The sequence below is a fragment of the Vreelandella aquamarina genome (genome assembly GCF_900110265.1).
GTDB classification, from domain to species: domain Bacteria; phylum Pseudomonadota; class Gammaproteobacteria; order Pseudomonadales; family Halomonadaceae; genus Vreelandella; species Vreelandella aquamarina.
In genome coordinates, this window is sequence record NZ_FODB01000021.1 from 13941 (window position 1) to 29304 (window position 15364).

General features: G+C 60.0%; 14 protein-coding genes. 8 read left to right on the plus strand and 6 right to left on the minus strand.

Annotation, left to right across the window (positions count from 1 at the left end; all coding sequences use genetic code 11):
• Window positions 1-5 precede the first annotated feature (5 nt).
• Window positions 6-488: a PRC-barrel domain-containing protein gene (locus BMY49_RS07495; RefSeq protein ID WP_044628991.1), complete on the minus strand. Its 483-nt coding sequence runs from the start codon at window positions 486-488 to the stop codon at window positions 6-8.
• A gap of 571 nt (window positions 489-1059) precedes the next feature.
• On the opposite strand from BMY49_RS07495, the gene BMY49_RS07500 reads away from it, so the two are divergent.
• Together BMY49_RS07500 and nfi are read left to right on the plus strand one after the other, a co-directional pair.
• Window positions 1060-2772: a DEAD/DEAH box helicase gene (locus BMY49_RS07500; RefSeq protein ID WP_089675324.1), complete on the plus strand. Its 1713-nt coding sequence runs from the start codon at window positions 1060-1062 to the stop codon at window positions 2770-2772.
• Window positions 2773-2916: 144 nt separating this feature from the next.
• Window positions 2917-3639: a deoxyribonuclease V gene (gene nfi, locus BMY49_RS07505; RefSeq protein WP_089675325.1), complete on the plus strand. Its 723-nt coding sequence runs from the start codon at window positions 2917-2919 to the stop codon at window positions 3637-3639.
• Here the strand turns inward: nfi and BMY49_RS07510 are convergent.
• Window positions 3623-4333, minus strand: a complete 711-nt coding sequence (locus BMY49_RS07510) for a glutamine amidotransferase (protein ID WP_089675326.1) — start codon at window positions 4331-4333, stop codon at window positions 3623-3625. The two genes, nfi and BMY49_RS07510, sit on opposite strands and share 17 nt — an antisense overlap.
• A gap of 112 nt (window positions 4334-4445) precedes the next feature.
• Between BMY49_RS07510 and tpx the strand changes: the two genes are divergently transcribed.
• On the plus strand, window positions 4446-4949 hold the full coding sequence (gene tpx / locus BMY49_RS07515) for a thiol peroxidase (protein ID WP_044628995.1): 504 nt from the start codon (window positions 4446-4448) through the stop codon (window positions 4947-4949).
• On the opposite strand, the gene BMY49_RS07520 is transcribed toward tpx, so the two are convergent.
• Together BMY49_RS07520 and BMY49_RS07525 are read right to left on the minus strand one after the other, a co-directional pair.
• Window positions 4946-5614, minus strand: coding sequence for a gamma-glutamyl-gamma-aminobutyrate hydrolase family protein (locus BMY49_RS07520; RefSeq protein ID WP_089675327.1), 669 nt, complete (start codon window positions 5612-5614; stop codon window positions 4946-4948). The genes tpx and BMY49_RS07520 overlap by 4 nt on opposite strands.
• Window positions 5607-6605 (minus strand): amidoligase family protein, encoded by a 999-nt coding sequence (locus BMY49_RS07525; RefSeq protein ID WP_089675328.1) that lies wholly within the window; start codon window positions 6603-6605, stop codon window positions 5607-5609. The genes BMY49_RS07520 and BMY49_RS07525 overlap by 8 nt, the downstream gene beginning before the upstream one ends.
• Before the next feature lie 126 nt (window positions 6606-6731).
• Between BMY49_RS07525 and BMY49_RS07530 the strand changes: the two genes are divergently transcribed.
• Entirely contained in the window at window positions 6732-9158 is a 2427-nt protein-coding gene (locus BMY49_RS07530) for a mechanosensitive ion channel family protein (RefSeq protein ID WP_089675329.1), read from the plus strand.
• On the opposite strand, the gene BMY49_RS07535 is transcribed toward BMY49_RS07530, so the two are convergent.
• Window positions 9075-9506 carry a hypothetical protein gene (locus tag BMY49_RS07535; protein ID WP_054641371.1) on the minus strand — a complete coding sequence of 144 codons (432 nt, stop codon included), beginning with the start codon at window positions 9504-9506 and terminating at the stop codon, window positions 9075-9077. The two genes, BMY49_RS07530 and BMY49_RS07535, sit on opposite strands and share 84 nt — an antisense overlap.
• 31 nt (window positions 9507-9537) lie before the next feature.
• Window positions 9538-10551, minus strand: coding sequence for a DnaJ domain-containing protein (locus BMY49_RS07540; protein WP_089675330.1), 1014 nt, complete (start codon window positions 10549-10551; stop codon window positions 9538-9540).
• Window positions 10552-10662: 111 nt separating this feature from the next.
• On the opposite strand from BMY49_RS07540, the gene BMY49_RS07545 reads away from it, so the two are divergent.
• The 4 genes from BMY49_RS07545 to BMY49_RS07560 all read left to right on the plus strand — a co-directional run bounded on the left by BMY49_RS07545 (window position 10663) and on the right by BMY49_RS07560 (window position 15364).
• Window positions 10663-12072 (plus strand): hypothetical protein, encoded by a 1410-nt coding sequence (locus tag BMY49_RS07545; RefSeq protein ID WP_044629001.1) that lies wholly within the window; start codon window positions 10663-10665, stop codon window positions 12070-12072.
• Window positions 12073-12212: 140 nt separating this feature from the next.
• Window positions 12213-12992: a ThuA domain-containing protein gene (locus BMY49_RS07550; RefSeq protein ID WP_089675331.1), complete on the plus strand. Its 780-nt coding sequence runs from the start codon at window positions 12213-12215 to the stop codon at window positions 12990-12992.
• Window positions 12989-14038 carry a Gfo/Idh/MocA family protein gene (locus BMY49_RS07555; protein WP_054641373.1) on the plus strand — a complete coding sequence of 350 codons (1050 nt, stop codon included), beginning with the start codon at window positions 12989-12991 and terminating at the stop codon, window positions 14036-14038. The genes BMY49_RS07550 and BMY49_RS07555 overlap by 4 nt, the downstream gene beginning before the upstream one ends.
• Before the next feature lie 63 nt (window positions 14039-14101).
• Entirely contained in the window at window positions 14102-15364 is a 1263-nt protein-coding gene (locus BMY49_RS07560; protein WP_089675332.1) for an ABC transporter substrate-binding protein, read from the plus strand.

The following is a 15364-nucleotide window of genomic DNA, read 5'->3' on the forward strand; positions in this document are numbered from 1 at the left end:
ACGTGTTACTCGTTGGCATCTATTGCTTCACGAGTAGACTGCCAAGCGCTCTGTGCACCTTCTTTAGTGGTTTGCCAAGCATCGCGTGCGTTCGCTTTGGTTTGTTCCCACCAGTCGCGATCATACGTTGGGAATGACTCCACTTCTTCAGATGTAGCTTCCAACATGATGCGATGCTCAGTGTCGCCATCGTTTTCAGTATGCGTTTCAAGCGTAAATTGGTCAGTGTTCACTACAATTTCGCGTCCGCCTAAGCCAAGTACAGCACCACTCTCGATTACGAGGGCTGAAATACGCATCTCTTCGTCAAACAAAATGTCATCGACTTCGCCAATCTCTTCGCCTGACCCATTGGCAAAGAACACTTCTGCATCAAGGATATCATCGGCAGAGTACATACCCTGCGGCTCTGTTTGCGCCTGAACATTAAAGGCCATACCGCCAAGCAGTGCCGTTGTAATTGCAGTCGTGAGGATTGATTTACGCATAGCTTCTCTCCATGTGGCTATAAAAGTAGCGTTTTAACGCTAACAATAATCTGATCCCAGTTCATGTGCATCACGCCTTGAAGTTCTTGAACAACGTGAGGCACCTCTCAGGTTAGACCAATAGTGAACAAGTGCAAGTTTCAGGATGATATTGGTTAAAGTAAAAAAGCTGGTCAGCTCACCAGTGGGGTGGTAGGATGCGCGCTCCTCGCATGTGTTGACCCCTCCATCACGACGGCAAGCGTTGATTCAGTGGCCTTGTGGCATTGAGCAGAACGTTTGCAGGAACATCCCCTCGACTGGATGTTCATTGCTGTGAAGATGGCGCGCCTCCAGCATTTCACCAAACGGGTGAAATCGGCGCAGAAGGTCGCCACAGCGGTTGGCCCGCAAATGCGGTGTTGCCAACCGAATGCCAGGTGCGACCGGCGTCTCCGACTCCACTGATGACGATATCCGCGATGCGGAGCCTTGTTCTTTTGCAGCGTACTGTTACGCGCTGCATGAAAACAGAGTCAGAGACGCTTACGATGTTTTTTGCCGGTTCTTCCGGCCTACCAAGGTGTGATTAATGACCTCGACTTCTGTCGCCTCGCCGAGCTTCGGCGATCTGGCTCTATTGCCTGCCGTTCTGTCTGCTGTTGAAGCACAGGGCTATGAAACTCCTTCACCCATCCAGGCGCAGACCATTCCTGCGTTGCTGGAAGGTCGCGATATGCTGGGCCAAGCGCAAACGGGTACCGGCAAAACCGCTGCTTTCGCACTACCGCTGCTGTCGCGTCTCGACATGCAGCGTCGCGAGCCCCAGGTACTGGTGCTTGCGCCGACCCGCGAACTGGCTCAACAGGTCGCCGTCTCTTTTAGCCGTTATGGCCAAAACCTTCAGGGGTTGGAAGTGGCTACCCTCTGCGGTGGTCAAGAGTACCGTGAGCAGTTAGGCGCGCTGAAGCGTGGTGCCCAAGTGGTAGTGGGCACGCCGGGCCGCGTGATTGACCACCTGGATCGTGGCAGCCTGAAGTTAGATGGCCTGTCTGCGCTGGTGCTGGACGAAGCCGACGAAATGCTGCGCATGGGCTTTATCGACGACGTAAAACGCGTGGTTGCCGATACCCCGAAAGATGCTCAGCGTGTGTTCTTCTCGGCGACCCTGCCGACTGAAATCGAGCGCATCGTCAACCGTTATTTGGTCAACCCGGTGAAGGTGGCGATCGAGTCGCGCACCACCACAGGTGAAAACATCGAGCAGCGCCTCGTGCGTGTCGACGGTGGTGCCAAGCTGGAAGCGCTGGCGCGTATTCTGGAAGTGGAGCCGGTGGATGCGGCCATCGTGTTCGTACGTACACGTGCGGCCTGTACCACGCTGGTCGAGCAGTTGACTGCTCGTGGCGTCAACGCCGCTGGCCTATCGGGTGATCTAGATCAGAGCCTGCGTGAGCGCACGATTACCCGCTTGAAGCGTGGCAAGGTCGATGTCCTGATCGCGACCGACGTCGCCGCTCGTGGTCTGGACGTTCCGCGTATCACCCACGTGGTGAACTACGACCTTCCCCAGGACGCCGAAGCCTATACGCACCGTATCGGTCGTACTGGCCGTGCGGGCCGCAGCGGTATCGCGATCACCTTTGCGGGCTTCCGTGAAGGCCGCAAGGTAGGCTGGATGGAGCAGGCAACGGGTCAGAAAATGACCGAAATGCCGCTGCCTGACGAAGCCGCTATCCGTGCGCACCGTGATGAAGTATTCCACCATCGCGTCGTGGCAGCCCTGACCAAGGGTGCCGAAGAGCAGCGCGCGCTGGTCGAGCGTCTGGTGGAAGAAGGTCACGACGCCGTCGACCTGGCCTGTGCCTTTGCTGCCATGGCGCGTGCTGACGAAGCGCCGATTGGTCGTCTTCAGGCACCGCGCAAAGAGCGTGCCCCGCGCGATGGCGCACCGGGCAAGCCGGGCGGTGCTCGTCGCGAGCGCTCCAGCGCGCCCAGCGAAGGCATGACCCGCTACCGTGTTTCCGTTGGCCATAAAGACGGTGTGAAGCCGGGTCAACTGGTCGGCGCGCTGGCGAACGAAGGCGGCATTGAAGGCGCGCGTATCGGTCGTATCGATATTCGCAACGCTTTCTCGGTCGTTGAACTGCCTAGCGGTCTGCCGTCTACCATTCTGGCCAAGATGGCTCGTGCCCGTGTGGCCGGTCGCCCGCTGGAAATCAGCGAAGACCGTGCGCCTGAGCGTGCACCGCGCCGCCGTCGTGACGATGGTGACGCGCCGGTTCGCCGCCGCGAACGTGCGTAAACGCCTGCCGGGCGACTGATGTCGCCCTGGCTACCATCCCCCCATGCCCTTGGCATGGGGGGGGTTTTTTGGCTATCCTGAACGTCATCCTGGTGGCTCAGCGTCTGCTGGGCGCCAACCTCGAGCCACCCGCAAGGAGGCCGCATGGACGCCGCATTACACGATTGGAGCCTGACTCCCAAGCAGGCCATCGCACTCCAGTCCCAGCTTGCCAAGCAATTGGAAGCCGACGACCGTATCGACCCCGTGACGCACATCGCGGGGGTCGACATCGGTTTCGAAGAAGACGGCAGCATTACCCGGGCGGCGGTGGTCGTGCTGGCGTGGTCGCCGGAGCAGGCGCCGCCACTGACTGTAGTGGAGCAGGTGGTTCACCGGGAACCCACGCGCATGCCCTACATCCCGGGCCTGCTGTCGTTTCGGGAAATTCCGGCGGCGCTGGGAGCCTTTGCCCAGTTGAAAACACGCCCGCAGCTGGTCATGGTGGATGGGCAGGGCATCGCCCACCCTCGGCGGCTGGGCGTGGCAGCGCATTTGGGGCTGTGGCTGGACCTGCCGATCATCGGGATTGCCAAGTCGCGACTCACTGGGCGCCATGCCGACGTGGGAGAGGCCCGAGGCGATTGGGTACCGCTCATGGCCGGGCAGGAAGTGATCGGTGCCGTGCTGCGCTCCCGTGCTCAGGTCAAGCCAGTGTTCGTGTCTCCGGGGCATCGACTGTCGCTGGCGACTTCGCTGGACTGGGTCATGCGCTGCCTGGGCAAGACCAAGCTGCCAGAGCCAACCCGCCTGGCCGACCGGCTGGCATCGCGGCGCGACCAAAAGCGCGCTACAGCATCGCAAACGCACACTACAGCATCGCGATGAACCGGGTCAGCAGGCGCGTGGCGTCGGGGGTCTCCGCGACGTCTTGCAGCAGTTGATCCGGGTCTTCGCCCTGGTCGCGCAAGGCAGCGCGCTGGCGTTCGATATAAGCGCGCATCACCGGCGGTGAAAACTCGGGATGGAACTGGACGCTCCACTGGCGTGGCCCATAGCGCAGCGCCTGGTGGGCATCGTGGCAATTGTGCGCCAGGATGCTGGTGCCGGGGGGAAGCTGCATGACCGCCTGGGCATGGGTCAAGTGGGCCACGAAACACTCCGGGAGTTGCCCGAACAGCGGGTCCTGGCGGCCTGCCTGGGTCAGGCGCACGCTGCGTGTGCCGGATTCACGCCCCGCCGGGTGGTAATCACTCACACCGCCAAACGCAGCGGCCATCAGCTGGTGGCCGTAGCATACGCCCAGCAGCGGCAGGTCGTCCGCCAGTGCCTGCTGTAACCAGGGCTTCAGCGTCTCGCTCCAGGGGAGCTGCTCACTGACCATGCTGTGGGAGCCGGTAATGATGGCTGCCACGATATCCTCCGGCGGCTGGCTGGTGAGGCGTGCATCCCATACGTCGAGGGTCAGGTGGTCGGGCAGGGCGTCCTGCACCTGGTCGATGAACAGCTGTTCGAAATCCCCGTGCTGCTCCACCACTTCAGGGAAGGCGTCCCCGGTTTTAATAATGACTAAAGAGGCCATGGCATTCTCGTTATCGTATCGCGGCGGTGGAAAGATAGCCGAATCAGGTCATTACGCTGTAAGCTGAAACGTCTTGTTTAATTACCGTTTTACCATACATTAGGAGCTTGATATGCAACAGATTACTCGTGCAGGGCAGCCGATAGATGTAGCAGGTACTCTACCTGTCGTTGGGCAAGCTGCCCCGGCGATGACGCTGACCAACAGCGACCTGGAAGATGTCACGCTGGACACCTACCAAGGCAAACGTAAAGTGTTGAACATTATACCCAGTGTGGACACGCCCACCTGTGCGATGTCTACCCGGCGGTTTAATGAGCTGGCCTCCAGCCTGCAAGATACCGTTGTACTGGTAGTCTCGGCTGACCTGCCGTTCGCCGCCAAGCGCTTCTGCGGAGCCGAAGGACTGGATAACGTTGAGATGCTCTCCACCTTCCGCCATCGGGAGTTCCAGGAAGCCTGGGGCGTGGCGCTGTGTAACAACAGCATGGAAGGGCTGTGTGCCCGCGCGGTCGTTGTACTGGACGCGGACAACCGCGTGCTGCACAGCGAGCTGGTCAGCGAGTTGAAGAACGAGCCTGATTACGACGCGGCATTGGCTGCACTGAAAGGCTAGCGGGGCGCCGTGGCCGCCTTCACCAGCGCACGTATCAAACGCTGCTGGGGGCGGTTGAAAATTAGCCATTCGGGATGCCACTGTACGCCAATCAGAAAGTCGTGGGCTTCGGACTCAATCCCCTGCACTAGCCCGTCTCTGTCTCTCGCGACGATTTTAATGCCTTTTCCCGCCTGGTTAACGGCCTGGTGATGCAGGCTGTTCACCCGACACCAAGTGACGCCCAGCAGTTGATACAGTTGGCTGCCGCCGACGATATCGACCGTTTTACGGGGCAGCACGGTACGCCGCCGCTTCAAGCCTTCATGGGTGGTATAAATATCGGGGTCCAGCGTGCCACCCAAATGTACGTTAATTAACTGAGCGCCCCGGCAGATGCCAAGCACCGGTGTGTTTTGCGGAATGAACCGATTCAACAAGCTCAATTCTAACTCGTCCCGGGCGGGATCCAAGCGCACGTCGAGCTGCACTTCGCCGCCGTACAGGTGGGCTTGAATGTCGTCCCCGCCGCCAATGATCAGGCCGTCCAGATGCTCTGGCAAGGGGCGGGAAGGGGAAAGCCGCAGCGGCCTGCCGCCGTGACGCCAGACGGCAAACCAGTCGAAGCACCAGGCAAGCTGGCTTTTGTAATCCGAGGTCGTGATGCCGATCAGGGGTCTAGACATGGCCAAACAGTCTGCGCTTGAGGCGCTGCCACCAGGGCTGGCGCTGTTCGGCCATGTACTCCTGGCAGCGGGCGTGAAGGTTGTCCTGATCGTGGGCCAGCTTCTCTACCTCCACCCAGCGGTTCCACTCCATTACGCTGCCCCAGCCCGGCTGCGACAGCTGCGCATTGGGCAACCGATAATGGAAGGTGGGCCGTGGCTTGGTCAACTGGCCGTGCAGCAGCGCGTGAGGGTGTTCCGAGCGCAGGTGGGCAAACAGCGGCAGCAGGTCCAGCTCGCGGTTACGGGTAGGGTTATCGGCCAGGTAGTCGTCGATGAAGGTGTCGAGGTCCGGCTGGTAACGCAGATCCAGCACCTTACGGGCGTACTCCTTGGGAAACGGGTTGGCGTGAGGCAGCACTTCGCGGGTGATATCCACCTTAATTTCTTCACGCAGCCAATTGGCCAGCAGCAGGTAGGCGCGCATCATGGCGAGCAGGTACTCCACCTCCTGGCTTTCCACCTCAGGGTTCAGGTGTAGACCAAAACCATAGAGCAGGCTGGCATCGGTGCCTTTGGCGCCTTTTTCCCGCAGCGTTTCAAAGAGCGTATCGAGTGTTTCTAGCTCGTCCCAAGGAATAGGCGGGCAGACGATTTCGGTGGGCACCAAGCCGGTCACCATATCGCCGATTAGCTCGCGGGTTTTTTGGTGAAACTCTACTCGCCGCTGGTGCTGCTGGCGCGCCCATTCACTGTCGCTTTCATGGTGCTCTTCCAGCAGTGCTTTATCAGGGTGGGCGTATTGGGTATCCAGCTCAATGCCAAACTCTCCCCAACGTGTGCCTTCCACCTGTAGCCGATGAGGGCTGACCACGTTAAGCTCCCCACCAAATAGCGTGCGCACCAGCTCAGCCGTCTCGCGGGGCGGTAGCCCGGCAAACTCGATTTCAACGCCGACGCAGCGTGTTTGGCCATCTTTATTTACGCGTTTGGGTGGGGCTTGCAGCGTCATCTCGGTATCCTTGAGAGGAACGTTTGAAGGGTCAGCCTATCATAGTCACGCGTTGAGGCTGAGCGTAATCAACGAAGTAAATGTTAATCACCGGTACCTGTGGCCGGTCTATGTCGGGAGTGACGTGTGCGACAGCACTGGATAACCCAAATCATCGTAGGCGTAGTGCTCAGCATGCTGCTCAGCGCGGCGGCACTGGCGCAGAGTGTTTCCTTGCCTAACCTGACGGGTGGCGACTCGTCGGAACAGTCCGAGGTAAGTAACGAAGATTTTCAGCGCTCGCTTGGCAATGTGATCTCCATGCTCGAAAACGAGCAGCAGCGCACCGCACTACTGGACTCGCTGCGCGAGCTGCAGGTGAGCACCGAGGCCGCCGAGGAGGATGGCGTGGTGCGCCAAGGGCTGCTGGGCGCCTTGGCTGATACGCTTTCCGACATCGGTGAACAGGCCCAGGCCGGGGATTCGCCCATCGACGAGTGGTCACGCCAGCTAGTGCAGGGGGCGGATGACTTACGCGCTTTACATGAGGGCGCTGACCAAGGGGAGGTCATTCGCGCGGTGGCCGACGGCGCCGTGCTGGCCTTTGTATGGAGCGCGCTGTTGGTAGTGATGATTGCCTTTGGCCGCTTAGTCGCCACGCGTCGCCACTGGCCGTTGGATCTTCCCCGCGACCCCAAAGCGTGGCTGCTGGCGGTGCACTTTTTACGTCGCATGCTGCCGTGGACGCTGGCCTTCGCCATTACCCTCGGCATCGGTCAAATCCTGCCTTACAGCCCAGGGCGTGCCGTGGTGCTGGTGGTGGCATATATCTGCCTATGTGGCCGCGCGCTCTCGGTAGTGTTTGAGACCGTGATCGCCTTCTTCAGTCGGGGCCATCGCTTCCCGGCAGTGCAGGTGTTACAGCACAAAGCGCTGCGTGGCCTGTTTGTGATTGGCGCGCTGATTGCCTTGGGCGATGCGGTGAACTCCACGCGCTTAGTAGAACTACTGGGCGCAGAGCTTTCCGGCTTGGTATCGGTGCTGGCGAACATGCTGGCAGCGCTGCTATCGGCGCGCTTTATCTTTAAGTTTAAGCGCCCCATACGTCATCTGATTTGCAACCGGCCTTATAAGCAGCGCCGCGATGCCAGCGCCGCGGTTGAGATGATTCGTACCTTGGGAGGGCTGTGGCATATCCCGGCGCTTTTAATGGTTGGTGGCTCGCTGCTGGCGATTTTTATTACCGTAGGGGATGTGGGCACGGCCCTGGCGCGCTCGATTGTCTCTGCCAGTTTACTAGTGCTGACGCTAGTCGTGACCGGGCTGCTGCGCCGCCAAGCCGAGCGGCTCAACAAGCGCCGCCATCGCCGCCGCTTCAGTCAGTACCGCAAGCGTTTGGAACGTTTCGGGTTCGTGCTGGCACATATTTGCGCGTGGATGGTGTTCGCCGAGCTCTCTATGCAAGTGTGGGGCGGTTCGCTGTTTGGTTTAGGCCAGCAGGCGGTGGCCAGCGCCCGCATCGGGCAAGCGCTGGTGAGCCTTGGTGCTACGATTTTGCTGGCCTGGCTGGTATGGATCTTTGCCGATACGGCCATTCAGCGGGCGTTGACCTCTTCGGCTCGCTCCCGCGGGCGGCGGGTAAATCAAGCCCGTGCGCAAACCATTACGCCGATGATTCGCAACGTGATTTTTGTCGCTATTTTGATCATCGCGGTGATCGCGGGGCTAGCCAACCTTGGGGTGAACGTCACGCCACTGCTGGCGGGTGCCGGTGTGATCGGTCTGGCGATTGGTTTTGGTGCCCAAACCCTGGTGCAGGATTTAATCACTGGTATTTTTATTCTGATTGAAGACTCGTTGGCGGTGGATGACTTTGTGCAGATCAACGGCCATATGGGCACAGTAGAAGGGTTAACACTGCGCACCGTGCGGCTGCGTGACCTGGACGGCGTGCTGCACATCATCACCTTCAGTCGTATCGAATCGATCCACAATATGTCCCGCCAGTTCGGTATTGCGCTGATGCGTATTCGCATTCCTTACGATATGAAAATCGACGATGCGATTACCCTGATGCAGGAGACCGCCCAGGAGCTACGTAAAGACCCGATGATGCGCCACTACATCTGGTCGCCGCTGGAGATGCAGGGCGTGCAGGGCTTTGAAGAGGGCTGCCCCATCCTGCGGATGCGTTTTCGCACTGCGCCGGAAATGCAGTGGGATGTTTCCCGCGCCTTTAACCTGCTGCTGAAGCAGCGCATGGAAGCACAAGAGATCGACCTGGGTGTACCGCGTTTGAGTGTCAGCATGGAAGCGCGCTCTGAGTCGCGTATGGAAGACACCTCCGGCACCGATTTAAGCATGGAGCGGGGCGAGGAGAGCCGTTCTTCTTCCAATGAAGAGCCACATAAAAAGCCCGCGCCCCCGAAGCCCGCACCACGCCCCACTCAGGCGGAAATCCGTCAAGACGAGCGGGAGCGCCACGGCACGTCAGCCCAAGCCAAGCCCCAAGCTCAAGGCAAACCCCAAAGCGAGGCCTATGCCCGCCCCCACGGTGAAAACGGCGATGAGTAACCATGGCCCCCGCAGGCGACGCCAGCGGTTATAGAGCGAGACCGCGTGACTGACGCGGTCAACTAGCTCATCGTGGCGTGAGATCGCGTTATCCGGCGGCAGCGAAAAATCATTGGCCACATCGCCCTGCCAATGGGCACCGTGGGTTAGGCCCAACCGGGCGCGCAGGCGCCCAATGTCGCTCAGGGTGTGGTGAAGGGTGTCGTAGGTTTCCCGGTGTGGGGCAACGGCGAGCACGGAGGTAGCATCCTGGCGTAGTGCGCTATTGGGGCAGCGGGCCAGGGCACTGTTGATCTGATGGTCGTTCGCGTCAGGCGACAGAGCGAGGCGTTGATACAGGTCGCGCATAATCCAGGAAGTCTCTTTCCAAGCGTAGTGATTAGTAGGTTTGCATCAAATAATCATAGGCATTTTTGATGCGTTGAAAACGCGCCGACGCTAGAGCGACCTGGTGCTCGCTATCGGAGTAGAAGCGATCTGGGTGGTGAAGCTGGGCCATGCGGCGATAGGCGCGGCGTACATCGGTTTTGCTCGCCCCTGGCGTCAGCCCCAGGACGGCGAGGGCGCGAGTGGTGCGATCGGGAGGCGGTGGGCTGCTACGTTGCTGGCGTTGTCGTGACTCCTCTTGCGCCTGCTCCTGGCGTGCTCGCTCTTGGCGTGCCTGCTCCTGACGCGCTTGCTCGGCTCTGGCCTTCTCCGCTTTGGCCTGTTCGGCGCTGGACTGCTCCGCCCGCGCTTTGGCACGGCGGGCGTCCTCTTTTTGCTGCTTTTTTTCCTGCTGCTTCTGCTTCTTTTCCTGCTGTTTTTCCTGCTGTTTATCCGCTTTGGCCCGCTGCTGCTGTTCTTGCTCGGCCTGCGATGCCTTGGCGCGTTGTGCAGCCTCGGCTTCTTCCCGCGCTTTGCGGGCATAGTAGTCCGGGTCGTGAGCTTGCCAATAGGCGTCGCGGCTCGGGTCTTCCGGCTGACGCAGCGGCTGGCCAGTCAGTTCCTGAAAAAGCGTGCCCAAGGTGGCCGGCGCTACGTTTAGCAAATCGGCTAAAAAACGCAGGATATAATGGTTGGCAAGCGAGATATCGCCGTCGTCCGTGGCCACGGTAATCGCTTGGTGCATCACACTCAGGCTACGCTCTTTAGAACACTCTTTGCGTACCACCTCGGCGGCCAGCTGAATGGCGTGCAGGTCTTGGCTGTGGGCAATACTCATCACCGGCCCCAGTTCGTGTCCGTGGCGAAACTGCGATGTCACCTGGGCCAAGCGGCGACGCCGCTGGCCTTCCGAGACGTGCTGGCGGTGCACCAGCACCCAGCCCAGCAGTAGTAGTGTGGCCGTATCCACTTGGCTGCGGCTTTTGAGCAGCAGCAGCTCAAAGGGTGAAAAACGGGCGGTGGACATTCCCTAGCTCCAAGGCGAAGTAGTAAACCGTAGCCTCTGTTTAGCAGACCACTATGGCGAGCTCACCATGGTATATCATCGTGTTTGGCAATGAAGTAGGAGATTCGTGAGGTGATCAACGTTGAGCGTAAAAATAGCTTCCAACTGCGCCTATCGCGGCGGCTAAAAGAAGAAACCTCGCATACGCTCGATGTGTATTTGTTCGTGCCCAAAGAGCTTGGGTTGAGCACTCACGTCATTTCCGAAGAGGCATTTTATCATGGTGCGATCAGTGTCTCGCGCACTTACTACAGCGACGAGTATCACTTGCCGCTGGTGCATAGCCGATTGGCTAGCCGTAACCAGTTGGGTAGCGACTCTTACCGCTTGAGCCTCAGCCTTTACGCCTATCAATACGTGGGGGCCTTGGAGCGCACCACCCAAGCCTTGCTGGCTGACGCCCGTAAGCTGCGTCGCGAGCCAACCGATGAGCCAGACGCCTGGAATGAGAAGGCCAACGCACTGACCGAACGGCTCGCGGAAATGAGTGACCTGAGTGACGGCATTCTCAAACGCCTGCGGCGCAACCCGCCCAGCGACGAACGTCTTTATAAATACTTTGCCAATATCGACAACTACCTCTCCTGGTTCACCGAGCAGCAGCTATTAGCTCTAGTCGCGCATATGCCACGGGGCGGGCCGTTTAGTGATATCAAGCGGCGCTTTATTACCATTTGCCAGCGCGAAGGGGAGTACCGTCAGGCCCAGGAGTACAACGCCGAACGGGTCATGGAAGATCCGACTCGCATGTCGAATAAAATGCGCCTGCTGCGGCTCTTGATTGAGCAACCGATCACCCTCAAGCAGCGTACCCTGGAGCTGGGTAGCGGTGAACAAAAGGCGGTCAAAGCGCTGGCCACGGCGGTGGTGATGGCGTTTGTGTCGCTGGGTGTTCTGCAGCTACGCAACGCCTTGGGGGATATTACCGCACTGTTTGTGCTGGCCATGGCGCTGCTCTATGCGCTGCGGGAAGTCTTCAAAGATGACCTGCGTAACACGCTATGGCGCTGGCTACGCCGTGGCCGCCCCAAATGGCGTCGCCAATACATCGACCCCACCCGCAACGCCCTGGTAGGGCGGCAACTTGAGTGGTTCGACTACAAGCGCTATTCCGCTCTGGATGACGATATTCAGCAGATGCGGCGGCGCACCGTGGCCCAGCGTGACGAGGTGGTGATGCACTATCGCTCCAGCTCGCGCATGTCGCCAACGCGCTTTCTCAGTGGTTATGAACACACCCGCGAAACGCTGCATATCGACCTCTCGATGCTGACCCGCCTAATGAGCAAAGAGAAACATCACATCTACCGGCTCAAAGATGGTCAGGTGGTGCGCGAGAGTGTGGAGCGGCGTCATCTATTCAACCTAGTGATACGTGAAACCGGCAGCGAGGACACGCCCTATCTTGCTCGTTGGAAGGTCGTGGTCAGCCGCTCGGGCATCGTGGATGTAGAACGCGTGGCGGAAAACACCGATAAATAATCTCTGTGGCACGACATTGAAGATGCGACTAAAAGCTAATAAGTAAACGTTTACTCTAATCGCGTAAACGTTTACTTTTTGCCCAGGCGCCGGTCGAAACGGCTGGTGAAGTCATACACGAACACGCTTGGGAGAGAGCGATGACACTGCGAGTCACCGTGTGGGGCGAAAACGTCCACGAGCAAACCAACGAGGTGGTAGCGCGCATTTACCCCACCGGCATGCACCAGTGCATCGCCGACGGTTTGAATGAGTCAGAGGCGCTGTCCGCCACCGCCGTCACGCTGCAAGACCCGGCGCAGGGGCTTGACGAAGAGACGCTGGAGAATACCGACGTGCTGCTGTGGTGGGGCCACGCCGCCCACGGCGACGTGCTGGAAGAGACCGTTGATCGGGTGCAAAAACGCGTGCTGCAGGGCATGGGCTTGATTGTGCTGCACTCCGGCCACTACTCCAAAATTTTCAAACGGCTGATGGGCACCACCTGCTCGCTGAAATGGCGAGAAGCCGGCGAGCGTGAGCGGCTCTGGGTAGTGAATCCTGGCCACCCCATCGTGCAAGGGCTCGGCGATTACATTGAACTGCCCCATACCGAAATGTACGGCGAACCCTTTGCGGTACCCAACCCGGACGAAGTGATTTTCATCAGTGCCTTCGAAGGCGGCGAAGTGTTCCGCTCCGGCCTGACCTACAAGCGTGGCAACGGCAAGGTTTTCTACTTCCGCCCCGGCCACGAAACCTACCCGATCTACTACGACGAGCAGGTCAAGCGGGTGCTCAAAAATGCCGTGGTCTGGGCGCAGCCGGAAGGCTCCCGGTGGATCGACAGCTGCCCCAACGTCCCCGCCGACCAGGCGCCCAACCCGGTCGAGATCAAGGGCGAAAGCCTGCACAAACCCGGTGAGGAGGGGTTCAAATGATCCGTATCGCGATTATTGGCGCGGGCAGCATGGCGGGCGAGCACGCCAAGCACTATGGCCGACTCGAAGGTGTCGAAGTGGTTGCCGTATGCGACCGTGATTTCCCCAAGGCCCAGGCCTTCGCCGAGCGCCATGGCATTGCCGATGTTTACCAGTCGCTGGACGACATGCTGGCCCGGGACGATATCCACGCGGTGAGCAATGTCACTCCGGATGGCGTGCACAAGGCCACGTCGCTGGCCGCCATTGCGGCGGGCAAACATATCCTGTGCGAAAAGCCCCTGGCTACCAACGCCGAGGATGCCCATGAGATGGCCGCCGCCGCCCAGGCCGCCAACGTCATCAACATGGTCAACTTGAGCTACCGGGACGCCCCTGCCATTCAGCACGCCCGCGCGCTCGTCACCGGCGGCGCCATTGGCACCGTGCGCCATGTGGACGCCAGCTACCGCCAAAGCTGGCTGGTCAGCAACGCCTGGGGCCGCTGGGACCAAGAGAGCCAATGGCTCTGGCGGCTCTCGGAAGCCCACGGCAGCAAAGGCGTGCTGGGCGATGTGGGCGTGCATATCGTCGATTTTGCCAGCTTCCCGGTGGGCGATATCACTCGCGTCAACTGCGAACTCACCTGCTTCGACAAAGCCCCGGATAACCGCATTGGCGACTACGTGCTGGACGCCAACGACACGGCGCTGATGCGCGTACGTTTTGCTAACGGTGCCATGGGCACCATCCAGGCGACCCGCTGGGCCACCGGCCACCACAACTCGTTAACGCTGAGCGTTCACGGTGATAAAGGCGCCATCCGCGTGGATCTGGATGCCTCCAAAGACGAGGTACAGGTGTGCCTGAACGACGATGTGCATCCTGCCCGCTGGAGCACGGTCAAGGCGCCGCCCACGCCCAGCATTTATCAGCGCTTCATCGAGAGCATTCGCACGGGGGAGAACGACCAGCCCGATTTTGCTCGCGGTGCGGCCATTCAAACCGTGCTAGACGCCTGCTTTGTGTCCAGTCTGGAAGATCGCAGCATGGCGATTGCCAGCTAACGAGCACGTTGCAACACGCATCTTTAAACGTACGACACCCAATAACAAGATAAGGACGCGACGATGCGCCAACCACTGAAAACACCGCTGCTACTACTGACCCTGCTGCCCACGGCGCTGCCTGCTATGGCCGCCGAGATCACCGTGGCCTGTGGCGATGGCGGGGCGGCGGATTTCTGCCCGGCGCTTGCCCAGCGCTGGGCCGAGGCCAACGGCCATCAGGTCAATATCGTCACCACGCCAGCCTCGCCTACGGAAAAGCTTTCGCTTTATCAACAGCTGTTGGGCAGCCAATCCCAAGATGTTGATGTGCTGATGGTGGATATCGTCTGGCCGGGCCTGCTGGCAGAGCACTTGGTGGATTTGCACGATTACCTGCCGGAAGGCGCAGCAGAAGGATTTATTCCCTCGCTGATGGAGAACAACACCGTGCAGGGCAAGCTGGTCGCGCTGCCCTGGTTTACCGATGCTGGACTGCTCTACTACCGTCATGATCTGCTCGAGCAGTACGGCGCTGACGTGCCGCAGACGTGGCAAGCGCTGACCGACACTGCCCGGCGCATTCAAAACGCCGAGCGGGAAGCGGGTAACGAGCGCATGCATGGTTTCGTCTTTCAAGGGCGTGCCTACGAGGGACTGACCACCAACGCGCTGGAGTGGGTGGCGAGCTACGGCGGCGGTACCTTTGTGGATGCCGAGGGGCAGGTCACGGTGAACAATCCCCAGGCGGTGGAAGCCCTAGCGTTAGCGGCTTCTTGGGTGGGGGATATCAGTCCAGAAGGTGTGCGTAACTACATGGAAGAGCAGGCTCGCGGCGTTTTCCAGGCGGGCAACGCGGTGTTTATGCGCAACTGGCCCTACGTGTGGTCGCTGGGCCAAGCGGACGGCACGCCGATCCAGAACAAGTTCAGCGTAGCGCCGCTGCCCAGCGGGCCAGAGGGCGAGTCCGTCGCGACGCTGGGCGGCTGGAATTGGGCGGTGTCCCGCTATTCGGATGAGCCGCAGGCGTCCGCTGACCTGGTGGCTTATCTCACCGCTGAAGCGCAGCAAAAAGCCCACGCCATCGAGTTTGGCCGCAACCCCACGCGCCCAGCGCTCTATGAGGATGAAGACGTGCTGGCCGCGCAGCCGTTTATCGGCGAGCTATATGAGACGGTGATGAACGGCGTACCGCGTCCGGCCAGCGTCACCGGCGATGCCTACCCGCGGGTCTCCAACGCGATCTTCAACCGCGTGCACGACGCGCTGTCTGGCAGCGTCACGCCGGAGCAGGCGGTGCAGCAGTTGGATAGCGAGCTGGCGCGATTGGGGCGGCGTGGCTGGTAG

Excerpts from the sequence above, each read along its gene's own strand:
- BMY49_RS07495 (WP_044628991.1), bottom strand. The coding sequence starts at position 488 with ATGCGTAAATCAATCCTCACGACTGCAATTACAACGGCACTGCTTGGC.
- BMY49_RS07500 (WP_089675324.1), top strand. The coding sequence starts at position 1,060 with ATGACCTCGACTTCTGTCGCCTCGCCGAGCTTCGGCGATCTGGCTCTA.
- nfi (WP_089675325.1), top strand. The coding sequence starts at position 2,917 with ATGGACGCCGCATTACACGATTGGAGCCTGACTCCCAAGCAGGCCATC.
- BMY49_RS07510 (WP_089675326.1), bottom strand. The coding sequence starts at position 4,333 with ATGGCCTCTTTAGTCATTATTAAAACCGGGGACGCCTTCCCTGAAGTG.
- tpx (WP_044628995.1), top strand. The coding sequence starts at position 4,446 with ATGCAACAGATTACTCGTGCAGGGCAGCCGATAGATGTAGCAGGTACT.
- BMY49_RS07520 (WP_089675327.1), bottom strand. The coding sequence starts at position 5,614 with ATGTCTAGACCCCTGATCGGCATCACGACCTCGGATTACAAAAGCCAG.
- BMY49_RS07525 (WP_089675328.1), bottom strand. The coding sequence starts at position 6,605 with ATGACGCTGCAAGCCCCACCCAAACGCGTAAATAAAGATGGCCAAACA.
- BMY49_RS07535 (WP_054641371.1), bottom strand. The coding sequence starts at position 9,506 with ATGCGCGACCTGTATCAACGCCTCGCTCTGTCGCCTGACGCGAACGAC.
- BMY49_RS07540 (WP_089675330.1), bottom strand. The coding sequence starts at position 10,551 with ATGTCCACCGCCCGTTTTTCACCCTTTGAGCTGCTGCTGCTCAAAAGC.
- BMY49_RS07550 (WP_089675331.1), top strand. The coding sequence starts at position 12,213 with ATGACACTGCGAGTCACCGTGTGGGGCGAAAACGTCCACGAGCAAACC.
- BMY49_RS07555 (WP_054641373.1), top strand. The coding sequence starts at position 12,989 with ATGATCCGTATCGCGATTATTGGCGCGGGCAGCATGGCGGGCGAGCAC.
- BMY49_RS07560 (WP_089675332.1), top strand. The coding sequence starts at position 14,102 with ATGCGCCAACCACTGAAAACACCGCTGCTACTACTGACCCTGCTGCCC.